Genomic DNA, 24,805 nt, shown 5'->3' on the forward strand with positions numbered 1-24,805 from the left:
GAAGTTGTTGACCAACGAATGTCTCTAGATAGAGGTTTAAGCAAAGCAATCAGGACTAGAATGCGATCGCTTTCCTAATCCGGTTGAGGCTCAAAAATTAGGCAAAGACCCCATTTTTCATGAAAAATGGGGCTTGGGAACACGGAAGAAATTTTCATGGCTTGATTGGGGAAAAAAGTTCTGAGTGTGTAACCTCTAGTGAGGCATTATTCACTGAGTTCAATTCTCCCTGATTACCTATAAACCTAACCTTAGGCTGAGACTTTCTTTTTTCCCTCTGAATGCCTATCCCTTAATTCTCAATCGAGATGCTGACTTAGGAATATAATTACTGACTTTCCGGGAGACGACAAAAATGGATAAACCTCCATTTTATGATGAATTTACTCTATCAGAAACAGCCGTAAAAATGGGTAAACAAGCGATGGATTTAGGGCTGATTCCAAGTTTTGTTGTACGTTATTTCTCGGATAGCCAGCAATTTTATATTCCTGATGAAAAGAAAGCCGAACCTTATACGCCAGAGGAAGCTTACCTGCACCTCAAAAAATTAGTTGAGTCATCAGGTCAATAATTTTCTTTCTCTTAACGTCAGTAAAGGCAAGGATTTTAGGAATTCTAAGTCAATTCTTAAAATATCAATACTCTCAACCACTAGCCCATTAACTTTTGTGGCATCTCAACTCACCTAAGGAGGAAAATCCTATGTTTCTCAAAGATAAAACTGACGGAACTCTTGTCGAAATTCTTGATATGCAAGCTTTGATTGACCCCAATAAAAATAGTATTGCTGGACAAACTCAAGCTGGACAAGAAGAGCAAAATCCTGAAACGTTTGATAAAGCACAATTAAAATTCCCCTCTGGAGAGGATTTACCGCTTTGTTGGAGGGATGTCAACTATCCCAAAGACTAAAGCTAAACTTGAAAGGGTTTAAGCAGTTGTACTAAACCAAGGCGTTGGCTATCCCCACTCTGTAGCCGCGCCGATGTTAACGGTAAAGCTAATTATTTTGGGAGAATTTATTTTTTTACGGTTATAAAATCTCCCTATCGGTTTAATTTTTCCTCTTCTTTTAGATAGATGAAAGACGGATGGATCATTAGGCACTGTTAGGTTGTTTATAAAACCGATATTGGAGGAAATTTAATGGCAACAAACGGAAATTCACAAGCCATCAGTAACCTTGAGTACGATTTGCTCACCGTGTTGCAAAGCAAGTCGGAAGCACTGAAGGCATACGAAAAGTATATGGAAGACGCACAATCCACAGGTTCTCAACCCTGTGTTGAATTGTTCAAGAAGTTACAACAGCAAGACATGCAGCAAGCTCAAGAAGTGCGTCAACACCTTCAGGAAGTGATGCAAAAAGGTAAAATGTAGTTAGAAGGTTTAATTGATACTCTTGAACAGAGCCTCCCTGTCAGCAGAGAGGCTCTGTTGCATTGTAACCAGACCCTGGAAGATGAGGCCAAGGAGGCAAAAAAACCTAAATTGGCGATAAAATCAGCTTGACGCTTGTTAACCAAACTATTAGATACTTAATTAGTGGAAAACGGATAAAAAACTCCAATAGCAACTCAAAAAGTACGTCAGTATGCATATAAGTGAAATTACTCATCCGAACCAGCTACACGGCCTGTCGATTCGTCAGCTGGAGCAAATTGCTCGCCAAATTCGGGAGAAGCATCTGCAAACAGTAGCGGCAACTGGCGGTCACTTGGGCCCAGGGTTAGGGGTTGTGGAACTCACTATTGCTCTGTATCAAACTTTGGATTTAGACCATGATAAGGTGCTTTGGGATGTCGGACACCAAGCCTACCCCCACAAAATGCTTACAGGGCGCTACCACAACTTCCATACCCTGCGGCAAAAGGATGGCGTAGCGGGTTACTTGAAGCGTTGCGAGAATAAATTCGATCACTTTGGTGCGGGTCACGCCTCTACCAGTATTTCTGCTGCGCTGGGAATGGCGATGGCGCGAGACATCAAGGGTGAGAACTTCAAAGTCGCAGCGGTGATTGGTGATGGGGCACTGACAGGGGGGATGGCACTTGAAGCGATTAACCATGCCGGACATATGCCCAATACTAAAGTGTTGGTGGTTCTCAATGACAATGAAATGTCGATTTCCCCCAACGTCGGGGCAATTTCCCGCTACCTGAATAAGGTGCGCTTAAACCCACAGATACAGTTCCTGACGGACAATTTGGAAGAGCAGTTTAAGCATCTGCCCTTTGTCGGCGAATCGTTGTCCCCAGAGTTGGCACGTGTCAAGGAAGGGATGAAGCGTCTGGCGGTGCCGAAGGTGGGGGCGGTGATTGAGGAACTCGGCTTTACCTATATGGGACCGGTGGATGGTCACAATCTGGAAGATTTGATTGCTACCTTCAAGGCCGCACACAACCACAATGGACCCGTATTGGTACATGTGGCAACTGTAAAAGGGAAAGGATATGCGATCGCAGAACAAGACCAAGTTGGCTACCATGCCCAAAGTCCCTTTGACTTAGCCACTGGCAAAGCTATCCCCGCCAGTTCACCTAAGCCTCCTAGCTACTCCAAAGTTTTTGCCCATACCCTGGTGAAGCTTGCCGAAAATAATCCCAAAATTGTTGGCATTACAGCCGCGATGGCAACAGGCACGGGTTTAGACAAACTCCACGCCAAACTTCCCAAACAATACATTGATGTCGGTATTGCAGAACAGCACGCCGTTACACTGGCAGCCGGTTTAGCTTGTGAAGGCATACGTCCGGTTGTCGCTATTTATTCCACCTTCCTGCAACGCGCCTACGACCAAATCGTTCACGACGTTTGTATCCAAAACCTACCGGTCTTCTTCTGCTTGGATCGGGCCGGAATTGTTGGTGCCGATGGGCCAACCCATCAAGGGATGTACGACATCGCCTACCTGCGCTGCTTACCCAACATGGTGCTAATGGCACCCAAAGACGAAGCCGAACTTCAGCGGATGCTTGTCACAGGTGTCAACTACACCGATGGCCCGATCGCCATGCGTTTCCCTCGCGGGAATGGCTACGGTGTGCCCCTGATGGAAGAAGGATGGGAACCCCTACCCATTGGTAAGGGAGAAATCTTGCGGAATGGGGACGATGTGTTGCTCGTGGGTTATGGCACGATGGTTCATACCGCCATGCAAACCGCTGAAATATTGAGCGAACATGGGATTGAAGCTACGGTCATTAATGCTCGTTTTGCCAAGCCCCTGGATACCGAATTAATTCTGCCCTTGGCGCAGCGGATTGGTCGAGTGGTGACGTTAGAAGAAGGTTGTGTGATGGGCGGTTTTGGTTCCGGTTTAGCCGAGACGTTGCTGGATCATAATGTTTTAGTGCCTGTGATGCGGTTGGGTGTACCCGATCTGTTAGTCGAACACGCCAAACCGGAGGAATCGAAGGCAGATTTGGGGCTGACACCGTCACAAATTGCTGAACGTGTGCGGAATAGCTTCAGCCCCCAGATGGCAGGGGTTAATCAGTAGTTCATCACTGAGTCTAGAAACTGTTGGTAAGTTTTTTAGAGGCGCGATGAATCGCGCCTCTATAAGTTATGGCGGTTTTCAGTTGTGTACGATTTCTGCAAACACAAAGGATAAAAAATAGAGTATTCATAGAGTGGGTTCCATCCATATAAAACCTTATACTTTGTGATGATGTCTAAAAGCCCCGTGTACCCTGTAATCTGGCACGAAGACCGTGTTTTACTAATTGACCAAACCAAATTGCCATCTGAGTACGTGATTGTGGAAATTAGTCGCTGTGACGATATGGCACGGGCGATTAAAACCATGATTGTCCGGGGCGCTCCTGCTATTGGTGTAGCAGCCGCCTACGGTATGTACTTGGGCGCACGGGAAATTCAAACGCAAGAGCGCGAAGCGTTCTTAAGTCAGCTAGAAGATGTGGCTCAGGTGTTGCGACTCACTCGCCCCACCGCTGTGAATTTGTTTTGGGCGATCGCACGAATGCTCAAAACCGCCTATGAGACAATTGGTTCAGTGGAGGCTCTTCAAGCCTCGTTGCTGAAAACGGCTCAAGCCATTCAGCTAGAAGACTTACAAACCTGTCAGATGATTGGCGATCGCGGTTTGGAGGTGTTGCCTTCAAACCCACAGCAGTTATGTCTTCTCACTTACTGCAATACGGGAGCGCTCGCCACGGCTGGATATGGTACTGCCTTGGGTGTGGTGCGATCAGCATGGCGGGAAGGACGACTGGCCAGAGTTTACGCCTCCGAAACCCGTCCTCGTCAGCAAGGGGCAAAGCTCACCTCTTGGGAATGTGTCCATGAAGGGATACCTGTTACTGTAATTACCGATAACATGGCGGCTCATTGCATGAATCGGGGAATGATTGATGCCGTTATTGTAGGTGCAGATCGGATTGCGGCAAATGGGGATACGGCTAACAAAATTGGGACTTACAGTTTAGCGATTGTTGCTAAAGCTCATAATATCCCGTTCTATGTAGCAGCTCCTCTCTCTACCGTTGATTTCAAATTATCCAATGGGATGGAAATTCCGATTGAAGAACGCCATCCTTCAGAGATTTATCAAATTGGTGAGACGTTAGTTTGCCCCCCTGGAGTGGAATTTTATAACCCGGCTTTTGATGTCACTCCGGCTGATTTAATTACGGGAATTATTACCGAGAAAGGTGTGGTTACGCCGAGTGAGTTGCAAAACTTACAAGTCATGCAGCCCGCTTAATTAAATAGATTTAGCTCCCCGGCTTCTTGCTTGTAGTCGGGGATAGACACTTCACAAACCATTTACAATTAAGGTATCCAAATAAAGGTCGGTTTTATGGTGGCTACTCCTGAACTGACAACTATTTCTCTTGACGAGTTTTTGCTTCATCCCAGTGATGATTATGAGTGGGTTGATGGGCAACTGCTTGAGAAAAAAGGTATGACATTAAGGCATGGTCAGATTCAATTAAGATTGGGCTATTACTGGAGAAGTTATATGCTTTCCAGTGGTCAAGGTGGAGAAGTTTACACCGAAGCGCTTTGCCGGACTGCCAAACAGGGGCGTCGTCCTGATGTTTCTTACCTGACTCCCGAACTTGTCAGCCAACATGCAGGTGCAACTGCACTGCCTCAGAGTTTTTCATTAATTGCAGAGATTGCCTCGCCTGATGATAGTGGTGAAGAGTTATTGGCTAAGGCGAAAGAGTATTTACAGTCGGGTTGCCAAGAAGTTTGGTTAGTGTTTCCTGAAAACTTGTGGATTATCGTGATTACTCACGAGAAGCATCTTTTATTGACGGTAGGAGAAGTCGTTAGCACTCAGAATGTGTTGAAAGGTTTTAGTGTCGCGATTGATGAGTTATTGGCTTGAATGGATCAAGAGTAAGATGCAGGCGATTGGATGCGGTACACACTGCCCTCTCTCCTACTCTTGAGTTGAGTGATATCAATATCCGAAGTAGAAAACCACACTATACGGGAGTTTTTACTGAGGACTTTAGTCCTCTGGTAAGGGAAACTAAAGTGCCTACTACGAACAGGATTTGATGATGAAGTAATTAACCGGATATGATATAAATCCTCCAATATTACTAACGGCATCGTTAGTGTTGAGCCACCTGGGGATGGCGTCCCAATAGACCGGTCATCAACCGCAAGGCTAGAACCTTCAACGGTTGAACCGTTCGCAGCCCCCATAAACCCAGCCGCCGAACCGCTACCACGGGCAACCAGCGATTGGAAAATAGGCGATCCAGAAAATCAGTAAATCCTAAAATTACCAGGTTTTCTGTTTTCCGCCAGCGTTCATAGCGCTTTAATATCCGAATGTCTCCAATATCTTCACCCCGTTGATGGGCGTCGTGTAGCACTTGGGCTAAAGCCGCAGCATCTCGGATACCGAGGTTCATTCCTTGTCCGCCGACGGGATGGCAACAATGAGCCGCATCACCAATCAGTGCGAGTCGGGATTGGGTGTAGCGATCGCTCTGCATTAACTGTACCGGAAACAGGAGGCGATCGCTATCTAATTCCAGACGCCCCAAAAGCCCTCCTGTACGGTGTTCCAGTAGGGATAGAAACTCTTTGTCATCTAGCTCTTTTAAGGCTTGTGCTTCCGCGTGGGGTGCCGTCCATACGACTTGGCAGCGATTATCGGGTAGTGGTAACACTCCCATAGGGCCGCTAGGCCAGAAGCGTTCAAAAGCTGTGTTATTGTGTGATTTTTCGGGTTTAATTCTGACGGTGACGCAAGATTGCCAGTATTTCCAGCCGTGAGTGCCAATCCCTGCGGCTGTGCGAATGTGCGATCGCGCCCCATCTGCGGCTACAATTAAACGCGATCGCAACTGACGAATCTCTCCATCTACCTTCACTTTGATTTCTACGCCAGACGGTTGATAATCTACATCCAGCACTTCAGCCGGACACAACCAACTAACATTGGGACAGTCTGCCAAGAACTCATATAAGGATTGCAGCAGGGGACGATGTTCTCCCACGTAACCCAGATCATCCATCCCTAAATCACTGGGATGGAACTGCACGATACCAGGATGATCGGCATCCGAGAGGCGAATTTGCTGATACGTTGTAATTTGGGGCAGTACTTTATCCCAGACTCCAATTCCCTGCAAAATGCGCCCCGATAGTAGAGAAAGCGCGTAAGCTTGTCGCCTTGCTACGGCTACAGACGGAGGTTGGGCTTCGATTAACACCACCCTCAGCCCGGAGTTTTTTAAGGCACAAGCGAGTGTTGCACCAACAATTCCGCCACCTGCGATCGCTAGGTCATAATCGAAGGTTGTATTGGGTATTGGGGGGGTTTGAGTGAGCTGTTCCAGCGCCATTTTCCCGAAAATTCGTCATCAATAGGAATATTTACTCTCCTTTATTGTGACGCGGACGGCTGGAGCGAGCAACTCAGAGCAAATATACCTCCGTAGGGGCGAACGGGCGTCATCGGTGTCAACTTAACGTGAAACCCAAGTGTGACAACCGTTTGCCATTGATACCCACAGGCTGGAAGCCTGGGGCTACACAAACGAAGTCCGCCGACGCGGACTAGATTTGAAGCCTGCGTAGGCAGGCTTTGTTTGTGTAGCCGCGAATTCCATTCGCTCTCGTCTTAAGTTGACACCAATGAACGGGCGTTCGCCCCTACAAGATTGGGGCGACAAAATTGGGATGCTCCCTGTGGACTTCCCAACTAGCGGATGGAAAGCTGACGTTTGAGGATACTGACGACTTCACCGGGATTGGCTGTGGGTTGCAGAGGACTCCACTCACGCACTTCAGCAAATCGGAGACGGTATAAGGTTTGAATGATGTTGTTGACTCCTTTGGGAGAGCCAATGATTAGGATTTTGACAGGTTCTCGGTTTGAGGTGGGTTCTGGGGAGAGTGGAATGATGGGCGTTTCACTAGCATCGGGGCTATGATATGCACTTTGAATCAAATCTTGATATTTTTGGGAAGTTCTTACCTCCTTGCCCTTCAAGTCCCAAAAGCGAACGGTTTTTGTTTCAATTTCCATAGTAGTCACTAACTTGCCATTTGAGCTAAAACGTACCTCAATGACACGGTCTTTATGTCCGCTTAGCCGATTTCTTTCTTTAACTCCATAAACCACTCTCTGTAGAGTTCCCATCACTTGACTACGTAAATTTGGGTCTGGCCAGACTGCTTGCCAGATTGAGGATTCAAGCTTTCTTCCTACTTTTAAAATTCCTGTTAAGGCTTCTAAATCCTGGTTCGAGGATAGCCACATTTCTGAAGTAATTATTGAAGCCTGAAGTTGAGCAATTTCTGATTTTCTGGCTGTAATTCCAGCTAAGAGCGTTAATCCTGCCATCACTACAGCAGCTACAGTCGAGCCGATAGCAATTCTCCGAGTCTGCTTGGCATTTTTTTTCTGTTCTGCTAGTCTTGCTTCCGCTTCCTTAGCCCGTTCCTCCTGCAAACGCAGCATTTCAGCTTGTCGGCGTTTTTCGGCTTCCTCTGCTGCTTCAATAGCGTTTTGACTTGCCACAATAATTTCCTCCTGCAACACAGTCGCGGCTGGTTGTTTCTTTTGTTGCTCCGTTTCCTGCAACCAGTTTTGAGCGATCGCAAATTCACTACCCCGCAACAGCAAATCAGCACTTTTCCCCTTAGAGTCCCACTCAATCGCCCTCTGCAACCATTTCGTATGATTGTGAACGTGTTCCCGGTCAGTATCGAGCGTTCTCACCAACTGGTTAAAATTAGCATTGAAATCCCGCTCATTCTGATTAAAATCAATCCACTGCATCTTCGCTAATTCCGGATGCAAATCTGCCGAATTTACATCCCGATGCAGCACTGTCACAAACCGCTTATTCAACGAAGCTGCATACTCCACCTCATCCGCACAGTAAGTCGAATTTACTGAGCGCGGAGAGAGAATAAATAAAAAGTTATCACAGGCTTTAATTCCGCGATAAATCTCCTGCTGAAAATCACTCCCCGATGCAATACTTTCTTGATCAAACCAAGTCGTTTTACCCTGAATCTGTAGGCTATCGTTGAGTTTTCTAGCAAAATCCGCGTCAGCACGGGAATAGGAAACAAACACATCCAGCGAACTTGCAGGCGGTTGCCGCAAACTTTCAGCAATAAATTCTTCCTGTAACGGTATGGGTGGATGCTGTGTCCTTCGCTTCGCCACCTTCAACCAAGTTTCAGCACTCCGCAGGTTATACCCTCGCAGCAGAATACTCGGATTTTCGTGCTGCTGCTTCCACTTCAGCGCTTTCGTCAGTAAAACTTTATGCTCGTTATAGTAAGCCTCATCCTGATGCAAAATCCTCAACAGTTGGCTTTCATCAAGTAAGTAATCGTCTTCTTTTACATTGTCGGTGAGGTCAATATACTGCAAATCCCGCAACCCATTCGGTATCGGTATCGTCAGCGACATCAACTCCTCTGCCATCTCGAAGTTTGCAGTAACACTTTGCACATAAAACAGACGCTAAGCCCCTACAAGGACGTATCTCTCACTCTCGCTTCTCTCTTAACGGTTCAGAAATGCTAGGGTGTGTCCCCTACTTGCCTTAGTAGAGACTCTATTCACGACAGTTTTTCCTTTAGTCTTACGAGTCTTATATGCCAAAACAGAAGACGATGGGGATGTATTGGAGGGAATTTTAGTGGCTGCGACTTGAAATGGAAAGGATTGGGATAAAGAAAACTCATTCACTGCTTCATCAAGCGATTCATTAATCAGTTGATTTAAGGTATTACCCGGAAATCTCTGGGTGATTTGTTTATAGGTAAGTTTGTCATCCAACCTATTGCCGTCCTTAGCATCACCCTTATCTCGAAGAGCATTCATTACGACACCAAAAAGTTCTGCGGTGTAGTAATCTTTATCTACATCAACGCCCCCATCGATCAACTCGACCACAAAGAGGCAATAGACTTGCCGCTCACTGTATCTATTTAGGTTTCGCTTTCTGGGGTAATTCTTGACTTCTTGGTAGCAATTCTCAAAAGAAGGAAACTCCTGCGAGTGGACGGGATAGCTACTCAGTGTAAGTACCAACCCTAGCAACAAGGCAGCAACAAATTGGGTAATTTTTCTGAATGGCATCATTACTCCTTTAGTGATCAATTCCATCACATAGAACGCGATCGCTCTTGTCTAAGGTTGGATTGTGCTGTAAGTAATTGCTTACCCAAGCACAACTTTTTGTCAGTAGTTGATCCAATGACAAGCCCCCAGCCAACTGATTGCCAACCTTACTAGACCTCAAATTCCAGATGATGATAGTTTGATCGTCACTGGCAGAGGCGACGGTTGTACCCTCTGGGCTAAAGCTGATGTCATTGACCCAATTAGTATGTCCATCCAGTATCTGAAGGGGTTCACCCGATGCAGTCCAGACTCTGAGTGTGTTATCTTCACCCGCAGAGACGAGGAGTTTTCCATCTCGGCTAAAACTCAGACTGTTAACCGAAGCGGTGTGACCTCTGGCAATCTTCAGTAATTGTCCTGTCCGGGTCCAAAAGCGGATTGTGCGATCGCCACCAGTTGAGACAATAGTTTGACCATCCGGGCTGAAAATCACGTTCCTCACTATGTTCTGATGCCCTTGCAGGGTATGGAGTATTTGCCCTGTAAGGCTCCAGAGTTTAACGGTTTGATCTGCACTTGCTGAGGCAAGGGTTTGTCCATCGGGGCTGAAGCTGAGATTAGTGATTGCCCCTTTGTGTCCCTCAAAGGTACGTAATAATTGCCCTTGCCGATTCCAGAGTTTAACAGTGTTATCTTCACTCGCTGAGGCGATGGTTTGTCCATCGGGGCTAAAACGCACCGCAGTAATCGGTTTCTCGTGCTCGTCTAAGGTATTGATTGGCTGTCCCGACAAATCCCACAACTTAATGGTGTTATCTCCGCTAGCGGAAGCAAGGGTTTTTCCATCGGGGCTAAACTGCACACTACCAATGGGCTCAGTATGTGCCGGAAAGCCACGAATGAACTCACCCTTGGAGTCGTAAAGATTGATCTTCCCATCATTGCCAGCAGAGGCAAGCAACTTCCCATCTGGGCTGTAGTGGACGCTGTAAACCGAATCAGTATGATTTGAGAACTGGTGCAGTATAGAACTCGTTGAGTCCCATAACCGGACTGTCCCATCACTACTGGCAGAGGCAATGGTCTGACCATCAGGGCTATAGGTGGCTTCATTCACCCAATCCTGATGTCCTCGAATAGTCCGGATTTCTTGACCGGCAAGATTCCATAGTTTAATCGTCTTATCGAAACTAGAGGTGAGGATAGTCTGACCGTCGGGACTAAAATTAGCGCCAATCACACCCTCGGAATGGACAAATTGCTGGAGTTCTTCCCCTGTAATGCTCCATAACCGTGCACTGTGGTCTTCGCTGGCAGAAATAATGGTTTGTCCATCGGGGCTAAAATTAACCTCCCGGACAACAATCTGGTGTCCTGTGAATGTTTGTAGTAATTTTCCGTTCCCATCCCAGAGACGGACTGTGTTATTAGTGTTATCTTTATCTGAACCTCCAGATGCAATGCGTTGCCCATCCGGGCTAAAGGCAACCGTGTTCACCCTGCCAGTATGCCCCTGCCAAGTCTTGATCTGTTTTCCCTCCTGATTCCAGAGGCGGATGGTGCCATCTTCACCCGCAGAAGCAAGCGTCTGGCCATCTGGGCTAAAACTGACACTCGTCACCATCCCCTCATGCCCTTCCAGGGTATGCAGAGGTTGTCCCTTCAGGTTCCAGAGCTTAATTGTCCCATCAGCGCTAGCAGAAGCAATTGACTGACCATCTGGGCTGAAGCGGATACTGCTGATCTCACGTTCATGCCTCTTAATGCTGAACAGTAATCGTCCCGATCGCTCCCATAGTTTGATCGTGCCATCCCCTCCGCCGGAGACAATGGTTTTCCCATCTGGGCTAAAACTGAGGCTGAGTACTGCTCCGTCGTGTCCGACAAAGCGATGGATTTCCTTAATCCGGTAAAACGCTTTTTGCCATACATCCTTTACTCGTTGCTGGATTTTGCGTTTATCCTGAGCCTCTAGGGTTTGAAGTTGTCGTCCTGTCCGGATACTTTCAATCAGGGCATCAAAATCCTGATAGTTATTCAGCCGTGATTCTATGGAATAGGTAAGAGCGTTGATCAGCTTTGCTTGAGCTGCTTGAGCCTTTCTCGTCGCATTGACAGCCACCACACTAAAGCCCACAGCCGCCATCAATGCCGTAGTGACAGCGACAAGAAAGTACTTTTGTCGTTTGGCACTTTTTTTCTGTAGAGCCAGTCGTGCTTCAGCTTCCTTTGTGCGTTCCTCCTGTAAACGCAGCATTTCAGATTGGCGGCGTGTTTCTTCTTTCTCTGCTGCAACAATTGCGTTTTTACTAGCCTCAATAAACTCCTTCTGCAACACAGTCGCAACAGGCTTTTTCTGTTGTTGTTCCGTTTCCTGTAACCAGTTCTGTGCAATCAAAAATTCACTGCCCCGCAACAGCAAATCAGTGCTTTTATCCTTCTGTTTCCACTCCAGCGATCGCTGTAACCATTTCGTATGACTGTAGACGTGTACCCGATCTGTATCCAGCGTTCTCACCAACTGATTGAAATTGGCATTAAAATCCCGCTCATTGTGATTAAAATCAATCCACTGCACCTTCGCTAACTCCGGATGCAAGTCGCAGGAATTGATCTCCTGATGCAGCACCGTTACAAAGCGTTTATTCAACCCCGCTGCATACTCCACTTCATCCGCACAGTAAGGGGAATTTACAGAACGCGGTGAGAGAATAAACAAAAAGTTGTTACAGGCTTTAATCCCCCGATAAATCTCTTGCTGGAAGTCACTCCCTGAGGCAATACTTTCCTGGTCAAACCAAGTCGTCTTACCCTGAATCTGTAAGCTATCATTCAGCTTTCGAGCAAAGTCCGAGTCCGCACGGGAATAGGAAACAAACACATCCAGTGACTCTAATGGCAGTTGCCGCAGACTTTCCTCAATAAATTCTTCCTGTAGTAACGTCGGTGGTTGCTGTGTCCTTTTCTTTGCTACCTTCAACCAAGTTTCAGCACTCCGCAAGTTATACCCTCGCAGCAGAATGCTAGGATTTTCGTGCTGCCGCTTCCATTTCAGCGCTTTAGCCAGCAGAATTTTATGCTCGTTGTAGTAAGCCGCATCCTGATGAAAAATCTTCAACAGTTGGCTTTCATCAAGCAGGTAATCATCTTCCTGCACATTGTCCGTGAGGTCGATATACTGCAAAGAACGCAATGCACTAGGTACCTGATTGAGGTCAGTCTCCCGCACCAATATCGGTATAATCCGCTTGGAGAGCGACAATGCCAAATCCAATTCTTGCTGACAATAGGTAGAGTTGACCGATTCAGGCGAAAGCAAAAAGACCAAATTATCCGCTTGCTCAATTCCTCGCTTAATCGCCTCCTCAAACGCTTCCCCCGTTTGAATATCCGTCTTATTCGTCCAAACGGTAATGCTTTCTCGTCTCAAGCTATTGCGAATCTTCTCCATCGTCGCCCTATCCTCATCGGCGTATGAGAGAAACACCTGAGTCATCAAGTTATGGGCATTTTTGATACTTTCGGTGATGTATTCACAATGCAAATTGGTAGGAGTACAAGGAGGTTGCTCGTCTCTAAAGCGTATCTTGAGCCAAGCTTCTGCTTGTTGTCGTTCTTCTCCAATTAATAGATAGCTGGTTTGTTTTTGATTGCGCTCCCACTCTAAGGCTTTGGCTAAAAATTGGGTATGTGCCTCGACATAATCCCGATGTCTACTCAACAGGCTCATCAAGCCTGTAAACGAAGTCTCAAAATCATCGACTCCCTCTCGAAAATACACCCAGTTAATCTTGCCGATCGCAGGGTGCATATTGGGAAAACTCGAATGTAACCCTTTCTGTCTATACGCTTCCCAATCCTCAACTGTTCCTGTCGGAAATCTCTGCTGCCAAGTTTCCTGTGTAATTTGCTCAACGTGCAAAAGCGGAATAATTCGCTTATTTCGCTTCAGCGCCAGCTCAATTTCTTTACCACAATAGGGCGAATTAATGGAATGGGGTGCAATGAGAAATAGGAAGTTATGCGCCTTCTCAATGCCGTCATCAATTTGGTTTTGAAAATCTACCCCAAGCGGAATATCATTTTGATCAAACCAGACGTTTAAACCTTGTTCCAGTAAGTGAGCATGAAGTTTTGTAGCAAATGCTTTACTATCTGCTCTCCCATAGGAGATGAAGGCATCAAATAAATTTCCCATGTAAATGCACTCGGTTTAGCAAAGGTATTTCCCAAAGAAACGAGACTAGGAGATTTATCGTTGGCTTGAGTTGTGTGTTAAGGATGCATTTTTGTCCGATTGAGATATCGCACAAATAAAAACTCCAGCGTTTCAATACAAATTGAAACACCAAATAAATCTACCTAAAAGGTGGTGACACAAGATTATCTTTCTATAGGACTATATCAAAAGTGGTAGATAAATGGTCTTTCTTTGTGAAAATTTCAGAAAAAAGAAAGCTTTCCTCCAACGGGCGCGAACCTAGTACAAGAAGGCAGAAGGCAGGAGGCAGAAGGCAGAAGGTTGAAAGGCTTATACTTTCTACTTTTGGCTCTTTCATTAACTGGTCACTTATTTCCGCCATGCTGCACTAGATGAACCCACTGTGTAGAGGAAAGCTTTAGTTGTCTGTATTCCAGCCGCTACACCATCGTCAGCGACATCAACTCCTCTGCCATCTCGAAGTTTGCAGTCACACTTTGCACATCGTCCAAGTCTTCCAAAGCATCCATCAACTTGAGGAGCGATCGCGCTAAATCTGGCTCAGTTACTTCTATCGTATTGCTCGGAATCCAACGCAACTCTGCCTCACGCACCGGCAAGCCTTGTTCCTTCAACGTTTGATTCAAAGTTTCCAGATTGCTGACTTCAGTAAACACCTCCGCTACCGGGGTGTCCTCCTCTTCCTCCGATAGCTCATAAGTCTGTGCTCCCCCTTCCAAAGATGCTTCCAACAACTGCTCTTCCGCCACAGCACCCGCCAGAATAACCACGCCTTTTTGTTCAAACATCCAGGAGACACAACCCGTCTCACCGAGATTACCCCCATTTTTCGTGAAAGCCGCCCGCAAATCAGCCGCCGTGCGATTGCGATTATCGGTCAGCGCTTCAATTAAAATGGCGACACCACTAGGGCCATAACCTTCGTAGCGAATTTCTTCAAGATTGTCGTTATCGTTGCCCAGTTGTCCAGAACCCTTAGCGATCGCCCGATCAATATTGTCATTGGGGATTCCCGCCGCTTTTGCTTTATCAATCGCGGTACGCAGTCGGAAATTACCTTCCGGATCGGGGACACCCATGCGAGCCGCAACTATAATCTCCCGTGAGAGCTTAGCAAAGGTTTTCCCCTTTACGGCATCCACTCTCGCTTTCTGACGCTTAATATTCGCCCATTTACTGTGTCCTGCCATAGCTTCAAAACTGAATCGATGTTCTCGGCAAACGCTAAATCTTCCGCCTGTGTCTGACGGTACATTTCCGAGTTTACCGAATTTGGAGTATTTACCCCTCTATGTCGAAGGTATTTCTTCCTCCTTCTGCCTTCTGCCTTCTGCCCTTTCCCTTTCTTTGATCAAATCGGCAGCACAACTCTCACCGTGGTTTGTTTTTCAGGTATGCTATCGAGGGTTAATTCTCCACCTAGCAGTTCGGTCAGGCGTTTAGCGATCGCCAGTCCTAAGCCTGAACCTTGTTGTTCGTAAAGTTTACGCTCAAATTGCCGATAGGCTCCTACTTCAGCAATTTGTGCGGCTGTCATTCCTCTGCCCCAATCTGTTATAGATAAAGTAAACATTTGCTCAATCGGAGCGGCAATGATGCGAACGGGTGTGCCTGCCAAAGAATACTTAAAGGCATTATTAACCAGTTCTTCAATGATTTTTTCAAGTCTAACTTTGGCAATCTGAACGCTGGAATCTTGCAATTCCAACTGTAAATCGGCTTCTCTACCGGCCTGACGTGCCTGACAAACACTAATTTCTTTGATGACGGATGCAGCTGAACTAACCTTACCACTTCGCAACGCCTGGATTCGCTCAGAATCTGTTGCAATCAGTTCCAGTTCTGCATACAATAAGAAATTCTGAATCAGCCTTAATAGACGTTCACCCGATTTATGAATTCCTTGCGCCATTTCTCGAACTTCTTGGCGTTCCAAAATATCCGATTCCTCAACGAGGAGTTCGGAAAGACCCAGAATTCCATTCAGGGGAGTTCGTAATTCGTGAGGCAAGGACAAAGTAATGCTGTTACGCAACTCATCTAATTTTTTCTGAGAATGCTTCTCTAATGTGGCTTTTTTTTCAAGACGAATCGAAATGGCTTCCAGTAATTCCGCTCTAGTAAATGGCTTGGTCAGGTAATCATCTGCACCCAGAGACATCCCCTGGCGTAGATCCATTTTGTCCGATTTTGCCGTGAGAAAAATAAACGGAATCATTTCGGTGACTGGGGAAGAGCGCAAGGCAGTTAAGACCCCAAAACCATCAAGTTCGGGCATCATCACATCACAAATAATCAAATCGGGCAGATGAGTATTCGCTAACTCAACACCGACCTTGCCATTCCCCGCACCAACTGTCTCGAAGTCCTCAGCATCGAGCAAGTCCAGGAGATTCTCTCGCACGGATTGTTCGTCCTCAATCACCAAAATCTTCTTCATTGCTTTATCGATTCACAATCCTCTATTTAGTTGAGTTAATGGGAAGTGGTAAACGCTTATTGTTCTTGAGTAATTGTGCAAAATCATGGCTCGGCAATGGACGACTGAACAAATAACCTTGCATTCCATCACACTGATTTTGGCAAACAAAAGAGAGTTCGGATTCGGTTTCGACGCCTTCTACCATCAATTTGAGATTTAGAGTTTTTGCCATTTCAATGATGGCTTTGGTAATGGCTGCATTGTTGGGATTGTCCGTAATTTTATGGATGAAGCAGCGGTCAATTTTTAAGATGTCAAAAGGAAATTGCTGCAAGTAACTTAAAGAAGAATATCCGGTGCCAAAATCATCAATGGCGATTTCTACTCCGAGAGACTTTAAGGCATTTAACCTCCGAATTGCCACTTCTGTATTATGTACCAACATGCTTTCAGTGAGTTCTAATTCGATATATTTAGGGTCTAGTCCTGTTTCCATGAGGATAGCCACTAACTGATGGCGTAAATCAATTTGACTGAATTGACGGCTTGATAAGTTAACGGATATCCGTAAATGACTAAAACCAGCATTTTGCCAGATTTTCGTTTGCTGGCAAGCGGTTTTCAATACCCATTCTCCAATGGGGACAATCAACCCGGTTTCTTCCGCAATTGGGATAAACTTATCGGGTGAAATCAGACCCCGCTCTGGATGTTGCCAACGCACGAGCGCTTCGGCACCAACAATTTCTCCCGTTTTCAGACTCACTTGAGGTTGATAGTAAAGCAAAAGTTCGTGGCGTTCCAAGGCATGTCGGAGACTGCTCTGTAAGGCAAGACGATCTGAAGAGCCAATGTTAAAGGCAGTGGTGTAAAACTGATATTGATTGCCTCCCTGTTGCTTGGCTTGAGTCAATGCCGTATTGGCATGATTGAGCAATTGTTCAATCTCTGTACCATCACGGGGGTAAAGAGCAATGCCAATGCTAGCGGTGATAAACAGTTCTTGATTGGCTAACTCAAAGGTTTGGGAGAGACTATTGAGAAGAGTTTGAGCAAGATTACCTACCTCTCTTTTGTATTGCGTGGGACAGTCACCTTGCCGATCAAACGCTCGGATAATGGCAAATTGAGTGGTATTTAAGCGAGCTACTATACCGGGGCTGCCCACACAAGCCTTGATCCGATCAGCAACGGCTTTAAGCAATACATCACCCACAGCTTGACCCAGGTTATCGTTGATTTGGTTAAATCGGTCTAAATCGAGAGATAGAACGGTTACTAATTTCTCATCGCTGGTGTCTTTGGGTTGTAGCTGCTTAAACTGCTCTCGCAATGAAAGGTGATTCGGTAAGTGAGTCAAGCTGTCATGGTGAATTAAGTAATTGAGTTCTTCTTTGGCTTGTTGGAGTTCGGTGTGGTACAGAGTTTCGAGAGCCGCTTTTTTTTTCAATCGACTGGCGATCGCACCTAACAGTTCTGCTCTTGTAAACGGTTTGGTAATATAATCATCAGCTCCTAATTCCATTCCCTGACGAAAATCTGCTTTCGCCGCTTTCGCCGTTAAAAAGATAAAAGGAATCGAAGCCATGAGGGCATCTTGACGTATCGCTGTCAGAACGCCGTAACCGTCTAATCCTGGCATCATCACATCGCATAAAATCAAATCAGGAATCATTTTTTTTGCTAAACTGAGACCGATTTGACCATTTTCTGCACCAATAGCCTCAAATCCTTCCACATCGAGAAGGTCTAGAATGTTTTCCCGGACGAAATCTTCGTCTTCAATCACAAGAATTTTTTTCATGAACGGGTTCCAAGTTGTAGATTGGTAGTGTGACTGTAAACGTAGTGCCTACCCCGATTTCACTCTCCACGGCAATCTGACCTTGGTGGACATCAACACACTTTTTAACGATTGCCAGACCTAGACCTGTTCCTGCAATGGTGCCGACATTCGTTGCCCGATGGAAGGTTTCAAATAATCTCTGTTGATCTTCGATCGGAATTCCGATACCACGATCACGGATTTGAAAAACAACCTGTGTTTCCAAGTAGCTGAGTGTAAACTCAACAGGGCTACCGCTAGAAGAGTACTTAATTGCATTACTCAGCAAATTCTCTAAAATTTGCCGCAATAATTTCTCATCCATGTAGGACTGAGGAGATTTTAGCGTAGCGGGATGTAGTCCGGGAGCAAGAGTGCCTTTTTCCTGGTGAACTGGAGTTGAGAAATTCTCCATCGGTGCGATCGTTAGATGCATCCCAGCCCTGTTTTTTCCCTTGCCGACTTTCCTTTGATCAGTCCCCAATCGCCAGCCACAAGTAAAAATAATTTTATGCTGACTATTGTCATTGAGTTGCAATTCTTCTACTAAATTATGGCAGAAATCTTCTAAATTCAAAGCAACTAAATTTAACTCAATCTTATCCGCTTCTGCCTTGCCCAAGATTAAGACATCATTCAATAGCTTGGTCATGTGTTTGACCGATGATTGAATGCGATACAGATGAGTCAGTTTTCTCTCTTCTGTCCATTTATAGCTGTAATGTTCCAATAATTCAGCAGAAGAGTGAATCGTAGTCAGAGGTGTCCGAAACTCGTGAGAGGTCATGCTGATAAAGCGAGATTTAAGTTCCGTCAGTTCCTTTTCTTTTTCCAACGCCTTACGAATTTCCCCTTCTGCCTGCTTGCGTTGAATCATTAAACCTAATTCGGTTGAAGCCGCAATCAATTCAATTAATCGTTGGTCTTCGTCCTTGGATTCAAACATATAAAAGACGAGAACCGCGAGAACTCCATCAGTGGTCAGCAACGGAATTCCCAATGCAGCTTTGAGACCGGCTTCCTTGGCGAGCTGAGCACGCAGATAAACTTGATCGGACTCAGCAGATACATCACGTCGCCACTCAGGCTTTTGCTTACTCCAAACTCGTCCGGGTAAACCCACATTGGGAGCAAATGTCAACGACTCGCTGGCGATGCGGAACGGCTCTAGGCTCTTGGTCTTGCTGAACCAGGCAGGACTGCATTCGAGTACAGTCCCATCGGCTTTCGGCACCCAAGCTTCGCCAAAATCCCAGCCCGTAGCTTCACAAACTTTCTGGAGGGCTATGCTAAGAGCGGCATAAAAGTCTTGGGACTCAAAGATTGCCCGTGTGATTGAGTGCAAGAACTGAACTTCTTTCTCTGATTCCTTACGTTTAGTGATGTCTCGATCGATCCCGCGATAACCCCGAAATATACCTTTAGCATCAAAAATCGGAACACCACTGCGTTCGAGAACCACAAGATAACCGTCTTTATGGATGTTGGTGTTTTCCAGACAGGTGAAGGGTTGGCGCGAGGCAGAAAGTTGAGCCAAAAAGTCAGTAACACGCTGGCGCTCTTGGGGTAGCATAAAATCAAACGTCGTCTTGCCTAAAACGTCTGAAACTTTGTAACCTAACAAGCTCTCAACCTTTGGGCTGGCATAGGTATAAACCGCATTTTCATCAACTTCCCATACCCAATCACTGCTAGTTTCGACTAAATTGCGAAACCGCTCTTCACTGTCCTTGAGTTGCTCCTGTGCTCTGTGACGCTCGATGATCTCGGCTCTGAGAATGCGGTTCGCCTCGCTTAAAGCCGCTGTGCGCTCTGCCACTCGGATTTCCAAGGCATCATTGAGTTGTTCGAGGGCAACTCGTACTTCTACACGCTCGGTGATATCTTGTACAATCACAACCACTTCATCAGTTCCACTGTTAATAATCCGAGCTTCAAAGTGATGAGATTTACCATTGACCCAAAGATGATACTCAACCAGTTGCATCTCATTAGTTTCAAGAGCTAGCTCAATGTGATGCCAAATCAGTCCAGCCACCTCAGTTGGTAAGACTTGATGCAAATGTTGCCCAATGATTTCAATCGTAGAAACCGATAGAATATCCTGCTTGGCAGCTTTCCCATCTAAATAAATACCATCTCGCCTCACGCGAAATATTGCGTCGGGTATTGCTTCTAACAAGGCATGGTTTCGGGCAACACTGGCTTGTAATAACCTCTGACTTTCGTGCAAGGCTCTTTCGCTCTCTTGCCGTTGTGTGAGTTCCGTTGCAGAGTGCTGTACTAGCTTAGTAAGGGCTAAGGCGATCGCACATTGATCGGCAATGGCTTGCACAAAAGCGATTTCCTGATCGACCCATTCCCGTTGATTCTCCACCTGATACAGGAGTATCCCACCGAGGTACGTTGAGGAGTGCAATAAGGGCACAATCAAGATTCTAGAGAGGCTATTTTCTTGGAGCGCATCCTGAATTTCGGGTGGGATTGGTTCACCCGTGCCAGGGAAACGGACCGATTTTCCTTGACTCAGCCAGGAATGATAGAACTGGTAAACCTGACCGCATAAATCAGAGAGATATTCAGCCGAAATGACTTTAGTATTTTGTTGAGCGATTGCCACCTTCTCCGATCGCGCCGCTAAGCCATGTCCGAACTCGTCCTCTACCGTCCTACCTGGCGTACCGTCAGATTGAATCATTAAACAGCCACTCACTGACAAAGTATCTTGTAGCTGTTGAGTTATCGAGTGCAGCACGTCATCGAGAACCAACCTCCCCAGTGTCGCTTGAGCAATTTGGTTAATCATTGCCGCCTGGATGGTGAGAAACGGAGAGTCAATCGCCTCCTGCTCCAGGGTGGGATGGATGGATAGAGGGTTAGATGAGGTAGCCATAAGTCGCAACAGATGGAGAGCGTTCGAGGACTGGAAGATCAGCGGAATAGGCGGTTGGGCTGTCGGTCAAGTCAAAGGGTAGAGAGTTAACAGATAGTATTTGGGATTAATTCTCGTCACTTTCTGCCCTATCGGCCTAATCCCCATACCTATTCAGTTCTAGCTACTTATCTGCTCTCGATTGGAGCGGCTGGCGATGCCGCGTCCAGCAGTACTTGCTCGATCGTGTCTAGCAATTCCACGAGGGTAAACGGCTTGGTAATATAAGCATGAGCGCCCAATTCTAGACCCAGGCTCAAGTCCGTTTTGGCGGCTTTGGCGCTGAGAAAGATGAACGGAATTGACGTTGTCGTCGGTTCAGAGCGTAATCCAGTGAGAACCCCGTAGCCGTCGAGTTCCGGCATTCGGATATCGCACAAGATCAGATCGGGTCGTTCTTCGTGGGCTACCAACAGACCCATGCGACCATTTTTCGCGGCTAGTGCCTCAAATCCCTCGGCGTCTAGCAATTCCACAATATTTTCTCGGACGCTTTCCTCATCCTCAATGACCAAAATCTTTGTCATTCGTTTTCTCCATTGGTCGTTAGTCGTGTGATTGTCCGTTGGAAGCGAAATATCCTGCCTACACTCACTCGCTCTATTCCGGCAATTTCGTAAGGTGTGAACGGCAATAGCCCTCTGATTATGAGTTGCTTCTCGTAAATTAAATTGTTGCATAGGTACGTATTACAATCCCTCGTGGAAATTACGGGGGTATGTGCTTTTCTTCCTGACGAGTTCTCAGTAAATTTACGCTTGTATTTAGTCGCGATTTGTCGCTCTATGGCTATGGCAGGCGAGAAAGCTCAAACTTTTGCAAAAAAAATGAAAACTTTTGGGTTCCGTATATCCCCATGGTTCGCGTTGGGGATTTGCCTATTGATCTTGGGAGGATGTCAGCTACAGGGGCGTCCGGATGATCCGGGTAGAATTCACCTAACGTTATGGCAGGGGGTAAACCCTCCTCATAATCGTAATGTTTTAGAGGAGTTAGTTGCTCAATTTAATCGTCAGCATCCCAATATTCAGGTGACATCGCTGTACGTGGGGCAAGAAGACCAGCAGACACCCAAAGTTTTAGCCAGTGTTGTTGGCAATGTTCCTCCTGATATGTTGTGGTTTAACCCCACCCTGACGGGACAGTTGGTGGAATTGAATGCCATTCGTCCTCTCGATGATCTATTGGCAACTTCATCTGTCAAGGGCGAAATTGATCCAGCCTTGTTTGAATCTATGGAGTTTTTGGGTCATATCTGGTCGGTGCCGTTTGGGACAAATAATGCGGGAATTTTTTATCGTCCCTCTTTGTTGAAGGCCGCAGGGATTACCCAACTACCCAAGACTTGGCAGGAGTTGCGGCAAGTCGCGAAAAAACTCACTGGCGATTTTGATGGTGATGGTCGAGTGGATCGGCATGGGATACTTTTGCCTTTGGGTAAGGGTGAGTGGACGGTATTTATGTGGCTACCATTTATGTGGAGTGGGGGTGGTGAGTTGAGAGCCGGTGTAAATTTAGTCAATCCAGGAGCGATCGCGGCGCTGCAATTCTGGCAGGATTTAATGAAGGACGGTTCAGCCCTATTGTCGCTGCCAGAGCGAGGATATGAGATGGATGGCTTCCTTGCAGGTAAGGTCGCGATGCAGTTTTCTGGCCCTTGGACGTTGGGACAGTTACAAGCAACAGGTGTTGATTTCGGCGTTTTTCCCATGCCATCTGCCGCACGACAGGCGACGGTGATCGGCGGTGAGAATTTATTCTTGTTTAAAACAACTCCTGAACGGGAACGGGCGGCTTTTACCTTTGCTGAGTATGTGATGGGACAAGAGTTTCAGACTCAGTGGGCGATGAGGACGGGCTATCTGCCTGTCAATCTTAAGGCACGTCAAAATAAAGCTTATCAAGGCTTTGTGGAGCAGCAACCCATCGTCAAGGTGTTTTTGGAGCAAGCGGAATTTGGGCGATCGCGTCCTATCTTGAAGGGCTACCCTCGGATTTCTGAGCATTTAGGACGTGCGATCGAGGCTGTACTCTTGGGTAAAACTTCTCCCACGCAGGCACTGGAAAAAGCCCAGCGACAGCTAAACCTAATTTTCTGATAAGTCAACACGCGGGTAGTAACGCTGACTTCTACTTGTAAGTTACTAGGATTAGGCGCTCAAGCCTGTGCTAATGACAGATGCCAAATTTTCCTTTCCGACTACAAGAATCGTTATTTTGTTGCCGAGTATACAGAGTGACCAGGAAAAAATCTAACTTTCGACATATAACGAAGGATAGGTAGTAATACGTATGTATTACGGTCATAAAGGTAGATAAAGATACCTATACAATACTAACCTTTAAGATCTTGTGTTCATGAGTTCACCTTGGCAAAATCCGCTCCCCGTAGGAGAAAAGGCAAAAAATCGAGTTGTGGTCTACTTTCACAGCGATTTATGGATTCCGATGACCTGTTTTTGCTTGAATGAGGCGATCTCGCTTTACCGTAAGGCAATGCGGCATGACAAAGAACTGTTCGTCTTTCCTCTAGGCTTAGAGTTAGAAACTCAAAATATTCTTTCTCATGAATTGTCAGACTTACCGGGTGAGTTCGCGGTTCCCGATCAAGAACCCAACCTGGCAGCTTAAGAAATAGCCCAATCAGAGGTTCATCTACTATCATTTTGTATTTTGAATCAAACTCTATTGGGCTAAAACCACTATCTATCAAATTCTAGAGGCACAAATAGCCGCGCCAATTAACCCAACTTGGGGGTTCAATACGACATGGACTGACACCTTTTCGAGTAAAGGACTTACCCGACCTTTTTGACCAAATGCCCGCAAGAAATTACCCTCTTGAATCAAAGGTAAGATTTTGGCTGCAATGCCTCCAGCTACATACAGACCCCCATAGGGCAGCAGTTTCAAGGCAAGATTACCCGCCTCAGCACCGTAAGCGTCAACAAACATTTGTAACGTTTGCTCACAGAGGCGATCGCGCTTTTCTAAAGCCGCTTGAGCGATTACGGCGGCGGGGTCTACACTTTTCTCCGTGCGCCCTGTCTCCCGTTCCCAGGTTCTAACCATCTCCCCAATTTCTGGCGATTCTTGGGCTACCTGACGGTCTCTGAGAAACTGGTAAAGTGCAACTACCCCTTGACCGGACACCACTCGCTCAACGGAAATACGCTGAATATCATACTTATCCCGTAAGTATTGCAAGAGCTGAAATTCTAGCTCATTGCGGGGAGCAAAGTCAGCATGACCGCCTTCGGAAGCAAAGACTTGATAACCTCCTGCCTGCTGGAGCAAAAATCCCTCTCCTAAACCGGTACCTGCACCAATCACTGCAATAGGTGCATCGACTTGAGGGGTTGCCGCTTGTAGCGTGTACAGGTCTTTGTCTTTTAAGCCGAGGATACCGTAACCCACCGCCGCAAAATCATTAATTAAGTGGATTTTGGCAATGTCGAGTTCTTGTTCTAAACGTCTAGCGTCCAAGAACCAAGCCAGGTTAGTCAGGACACAGGTATCGTTCACCACAGGGCCTGCGATCCCAAAACAAGCTTTTTCCGGGCGAAGGCTCATACCCAACTGTTGCTTCGCTGCCAACAAGAACTGTTGCACGATGGGCACTAAGTCGGGAAAGTCGCGGCTGAGATAACGCGACTCGTGAAGAGTTTGCCAGGATGACCCTGGGGACTCCTCTACCAAACGCAGAATCGTTTTAGTCCCACCGATATCTCCTGCCAATAGTAATGTCATTTATGGAGATTCTCCCCCTGTGTATCCCTTACCACAGGCATTTTGCCATGGAACAGAAAATTGTA

Annotated in this window: 18 protein-coding genes; 8 read left to right on the forward strand and 10 right to left on the reverse strand. The window is 46.4% G+C overall.

Annotated features, from left to right (window positions below):
• Nucleotides 1-355: 355 nt before the first annotated feature.
• The 6 genes from MIC7113_RS30000 (at nucleotide 356) to MIC7113_RS30025 (ending at nucleotide 5,365) form a co-directional block, all read left to right on the forward strand.
• On the forward strand, nucleotides 356-574 hold the full coding sequence (locus MIC7113_RS30000) for a hypothetical protein (protein WP_015185951.1): 219 nt from the start codon (nucleotides 356-358) through the stop codon (nucleotides 572-574).
• 131 nt (nucleotides 575-705) lie between these two features.
• A complete protein-coding gene (locus MIC7113_RS30005; protein ID WP_015185952.1) occupies nucleotides 706-915 on the forward strand; it encodes a hypothetical protein in 210 nt (69 codons plus the stop codon).
• A 234-nt stretch (nucleotides 916-1,149) separates the two neighbouring features.
• A complete protein-coding gene (locus MIC7113_RS30010; RefSeq protein WP_015185953.1) occupies nucleotides 1,150-1,383 on the forward strand; it encodes a hypothetical protein in 234 nt (77 codons plus the stop codon).
• A 214-nt stretch (nucleotides 1,384-1,597) separates the two neighbouring features.
• Nucleotides 1,598-3,505 (forward strand): 1-deoxy-D-xylulose-5-phosphate synthase, encoded by a 1,908-nt coding sequence (dxs, locus tag MIC7113_RS30015; RefSeq protein WP_015185954.1) that lies wholly within the window; start codon nucleotides 1,598-1,600, stop codon nucleotides 3,503-3,505.
• 168 nt (nucleotides 3,506-3,673) lie between these two features.
• The gene (gene mtnA / locus MIC7113_RS30020) at nucleotides 3,674-4,732 is read left to right on the forward strand and encodes an S-methyl-5-thioribose-1-phosphate isomerase (RefSeq protein WP_015185955.1); all 1,059 of its coding nucleotides are present in this window, start codon (nucleotides 3,674-3,676) and stop codon (nucleotides 4,730-4,732) included.
• Nucleotides 4,733-4,828: 96 nt separating this feature from the next.
• Nucleotides 4,829-5,365 (forward strand): Uma2 family endonuclease, encoded by a 537-nt coding sequence (locus MIC7113_RS30025; protein WP_015185956.1) that lies wholly within the window; start codon nucleotides 4,829-4,831, stop codon nucleotides 5,363-5,365.
• 232 nt (nucleotides 5,366-5,597) lie between these two features.
• Here the strand turns inward: MIC7113_RS30025 and MIC7113_RS30030 are convergent, their stop codons facing one another.
• The 9 genes from MIC7113_RS30030 to MIC7113_RS30070 all read right to left on the reverse strand — a co-directional run bounded on the left by MIC7113_RS30030 (nucleotide 5,598) and on the right by MIC7113_RS30070 (nucleotide 21,517).
• A complete protein-coding gene (locus MIC7113_RS30030; RefSeq protein ID WP_015185957.1) occupies nucleotides 5,598-6,842 on the reverse strand; it encodes an FAD-dependent hydroxylase in 1,245 nt (414 codons plus the stop codon).
• 359 nt (nucleotides 6,843-7,201) lie between these two features.
• The gene (locus tag MIC7113_RS30035; protein ID WP_226883567.1) at nucleotides 7,202-8,971 is read right to left on the reverse strand and encodes a toll/interleukin-1 receptor domain-containing protein; all 1,770 of its coding nucleotides are present in this window, start codon (nucleotides 8,969-8,971) and stop codon (nucleotides 7,202-7,204) included.
• A 54-nt stretch (nucleotides 8,972-9,025) separates the two neighbouring features.
• Nucleotides 9,026-9,607 (reverse strand): hypothetical protein, encoded by a 582-nt coding sequence (locus MIC7113_RS30040; protein WP_155898120.1) that lies wholly within the window; start codon nucleotides 9,605-9,607, stop codon nucleotides 9,026-9,028.
• 7 nt (nucleotides 9,608-9,614) lie between these two features.
• The gene (locus tag MIC7113_RS30045) at nucleotides 9,615-13,787 is read right to left on the reverse strand and encodes a TIR domain-containing protein (protein ID WP_015185960.1); all 4,173 of its coding nucleotides are present in this window, start codon (nucleotides 13,785-13,787) and stop codon (nucleotides 9,615-9,617) included.
• 443 nt (nucleotides 13,788-14,230) lie between these two features.
• Nucleotides 14,231-15,001 (reverse strand): YebC/PmpR family DNA-binding transcriptional regulator, encoded by a 771-nt coding sequence (locus tag MIC7113_RS30050; RefSeq protein WP_015185961.1) that lies wholly within the window; start codon nucleotides 14,999-15,001, stop codon nucleotides 14,231-14,233.
• Nucleotides 15,002-15,162: 161 nt separating this feature from the next.
• The gene (locus MIC7113_RS30055) at nucleotides 15,163-16,251 is read right to left on the reverse strand and encodes a hybrid sensor histidine kinase/response regulator (RefSeq protein WP_015185962.1); all 1,089 of its coding nucleotides are present in this window, start codon (nucleotides 16,249-16,251) and stop codon (nucleotides 15,163-15,165) included.
• 22 nt (nucleotides 16,252-16,273) lie between these two features.
• Entirely contained in the window at nucleotides 16,274-18,037 is a 1,764-nt protein-coding gene (locus tag MIC7113_RS30060) for an EAL domain-containing response regulator (RefSeq protein WP_015185963.1), read from the reverse strand.
• A complete protein-coding gene (locus MIC7113_RS37845) occupies nucleotides 18,015-20,951 on the reverse strand; it encodes an ATP-binding protein (protein ID WP_015185964.1) in 2,937 nt (978 codons plus the stop codon). The genes MIC7113_RS30060 and MIC7113_RS37845 overlap by 23 nt, the downstream gene beginning before the upstream one ends.
• Before the next feature lie 167 nt (nucleotides 20,952-21,118).
• Nucleotides 21,119-21,517 (reverse strand): response regulator transcription factor, encoded by a 399-nt coding sequence (locus MIC7113_RS30070; protein ID WP_015185965.1) that lies wholly within the window; start codon nucleotides 21,515-21,517, stop codon nucleotides 21,119-21,121.
• A gap of 300 nt (nucleotides 21,518-21,817) precedes the next feature.
• Here MIC7113_RS30070 and MIC7113_RS30075 point away from each other — a divergent pair, with 300 nt between their 5' ends.
• Together MIC7113_RS30075 and MIC7113_RS30080 are read left to right on the forward strand one after the other, a co-directional pair.
• Nucleotides 21,818-23,089: an ABC transporter substrate-binding protein gene (locus MIC7113_RS30075; protein WP_051055995.1), complete on the forward strand. Its 1,272-nt coding sequence runs from the start codon at nucleotides 21,818-21,820 to the stop codon at nucleotides 23,087-23,089.
• 259 nt (nucleotides 23,090-23,348) lie between these two features.
• A complete protein-coding gene (locus MIC7113_RS30080; protein ID WP_015185967.1) occupies nucleotides 23,349-23,621 on the forward strand; it encodes a hypothetical protein in 273 nt (90 codons plus the stop codon).
• A 78-nt stretch (nucleotides 23,622-23,699) separates the two neighbouring features.
• Here the strand turns inward: MIC7113_RS30080 and MIC7113_RS30085 are convergent, their stop codons facing one another.
• Complete coding sequence (locus tag MIC7113_RS30085) at nucleotides 23,700-24,740, reverse strand: glucokinase (RefSeq protein WP_015185968.1); 1,041 nt, start codon at nucleotides 24,738-24,740, stop codon at nucleotides 23,700-23,702.
• Between the last annotated feature and the right edge of the window lie 65 nt (nucleotides 24,741-24,805).

The sequence above is a fragment of the Allocoleopsis franciscana PCC 7113 genome (genome assembly GCF_000317515.1).
Lineage (GTDB): Bacteria > Cyanobacteriota > Cyanobacteriia > Cyanobacteriales > Coleofasciculaceae > Allocoleopsis > Allocoleopsis franciscana.

What these genes read in the sequence shown, in the direction of transcription:
- MIC7113_RS30000 (WP_015185951.1), top strand. Translation starts at nt 356, where the DNA reads ATGGATAAACCTCCATTTTATGATGAATTTACTCTATCAGAAACAGCC.
- MIC7113_RS30005 (WP_015185952.1), top strand. Translation starts at nt 706, where the DNA reads ATGTTTCTCAAAGATAAAACTGACGGAACTCTTGTCGAAATTCTTGAT.
- MIC7113_RS30010 (WP_015185953.1), top strand. Translation starts at nt 1,150, where the DNA reads ATGGCAACAAACGGAAATTCACAAGCCATCAGTAACCTTGAGTACGAT.
- dxs (WP_015185954.1), top strand. Translation starts at nt 1,598, where the DNA reads ATGCATATAAGTGAAATTACTCATCCGAACCAGCTACACGGCCTGTCG.
- mtnA (WP_015185955.1), top strand. Translation starts at nt 3,674, where the DNA reads ATGATGTCTAAAAGCCCCGTGTACCCTGTAATCTGGCACGAAGACCGT.
- MIC7113_RS30025 (WP_015185956.1), top strand. Translation starts at nt 4,829, where the DNA reads ATGGTGGCTACTCCTGAACTGACAACTATTTCTCTTGACGAGTTTTTG.
- MIC7113_RS30030 (WP_015185957.1), bottom strand. Translation starts at nt 6,842, where the DNA reads ATGGCGCTGGAACAGCTCACTCAAACCCCCCCAATACCCAATACAACC.
- MIC7113_RS30040 (WP_155898120.1), bottom strand. Translation starts at nt 9,607, where the DNA reads ATGATGCCATTCAGAAAAATTACCCAATTTGTTGCTGCCTTGTTGCTA.
- MIC7113_RS30045 (WP_015185960.1), bottom strand. Translation starts at nt 13,787, where the DNA reads ATGGGAAATTTATTTGATGCCTTCATCTCCTATGGGAGAGCAGATAGT.
- MIC7113_RS30050 (WP_015185961.1), bottom strand. Translation starts at nt 15,001, where the DNA reads ATGGCAGGACACAGTAAATGGGCGAATATTAAGCGTCAGAAAGCGAGA.
- MIC7113_RS30055 (WP_015185962.1), bottom strand. Translation starts at nt 16,251, where the DNA reads ATGAAGAAGATTTTGGTGATTGAGGACGAACAATCCGTGCGAGAGAAT.
- MIC7113_RS30060 (WP_015185963.1), bottom strand. Translation starts at nt 18,037, where the DNA reads ATGAAAAAAATTCTTGTGATTGAAGACGAAGATTTCGTCCGGGAAAAC.
- MIC7113_RS37845 (WP_015185964.1), bottom strand. Translation starts at nt 20,951, where the DNA reads ATGGCTACCTCATCTAACCCTCTATCCATCCATCCCACCCTGGAGCAG.
- MIC7113_RS30070 (WP_015185965.1), bottom strand. Translation starts at nt 21,517, where the DNA reads ATGACAAAGATTTTGGTCATTGAGGATGAGGAAAGCGTCCGAGAAAAT.
- MIC7113_RS30075 (WP_051055995.1), top strand. Translation starts at nt 21,818, where the DNA reads ATGAAAACTTTTGGGTTCCGTATATCCCCATGGTTCGCGTTGGGGATT.
- MIC7113_RS30080 (WP_015185967.1), top strand. Translation starts at nt 23,349, where the DNA reads ATGAGTTCACCTTGGCAAAATCCGCTCCCCGTAGGAGAAAAGGCAAAA.
- MIC7113_RS30085 (WP_015185968.1), bottom strand. Translation starts at nt 24,740, where the DNA reads ATGACATTACTATTGGCAGGAGATATCGGTGGGACTAAAACGATTCTG.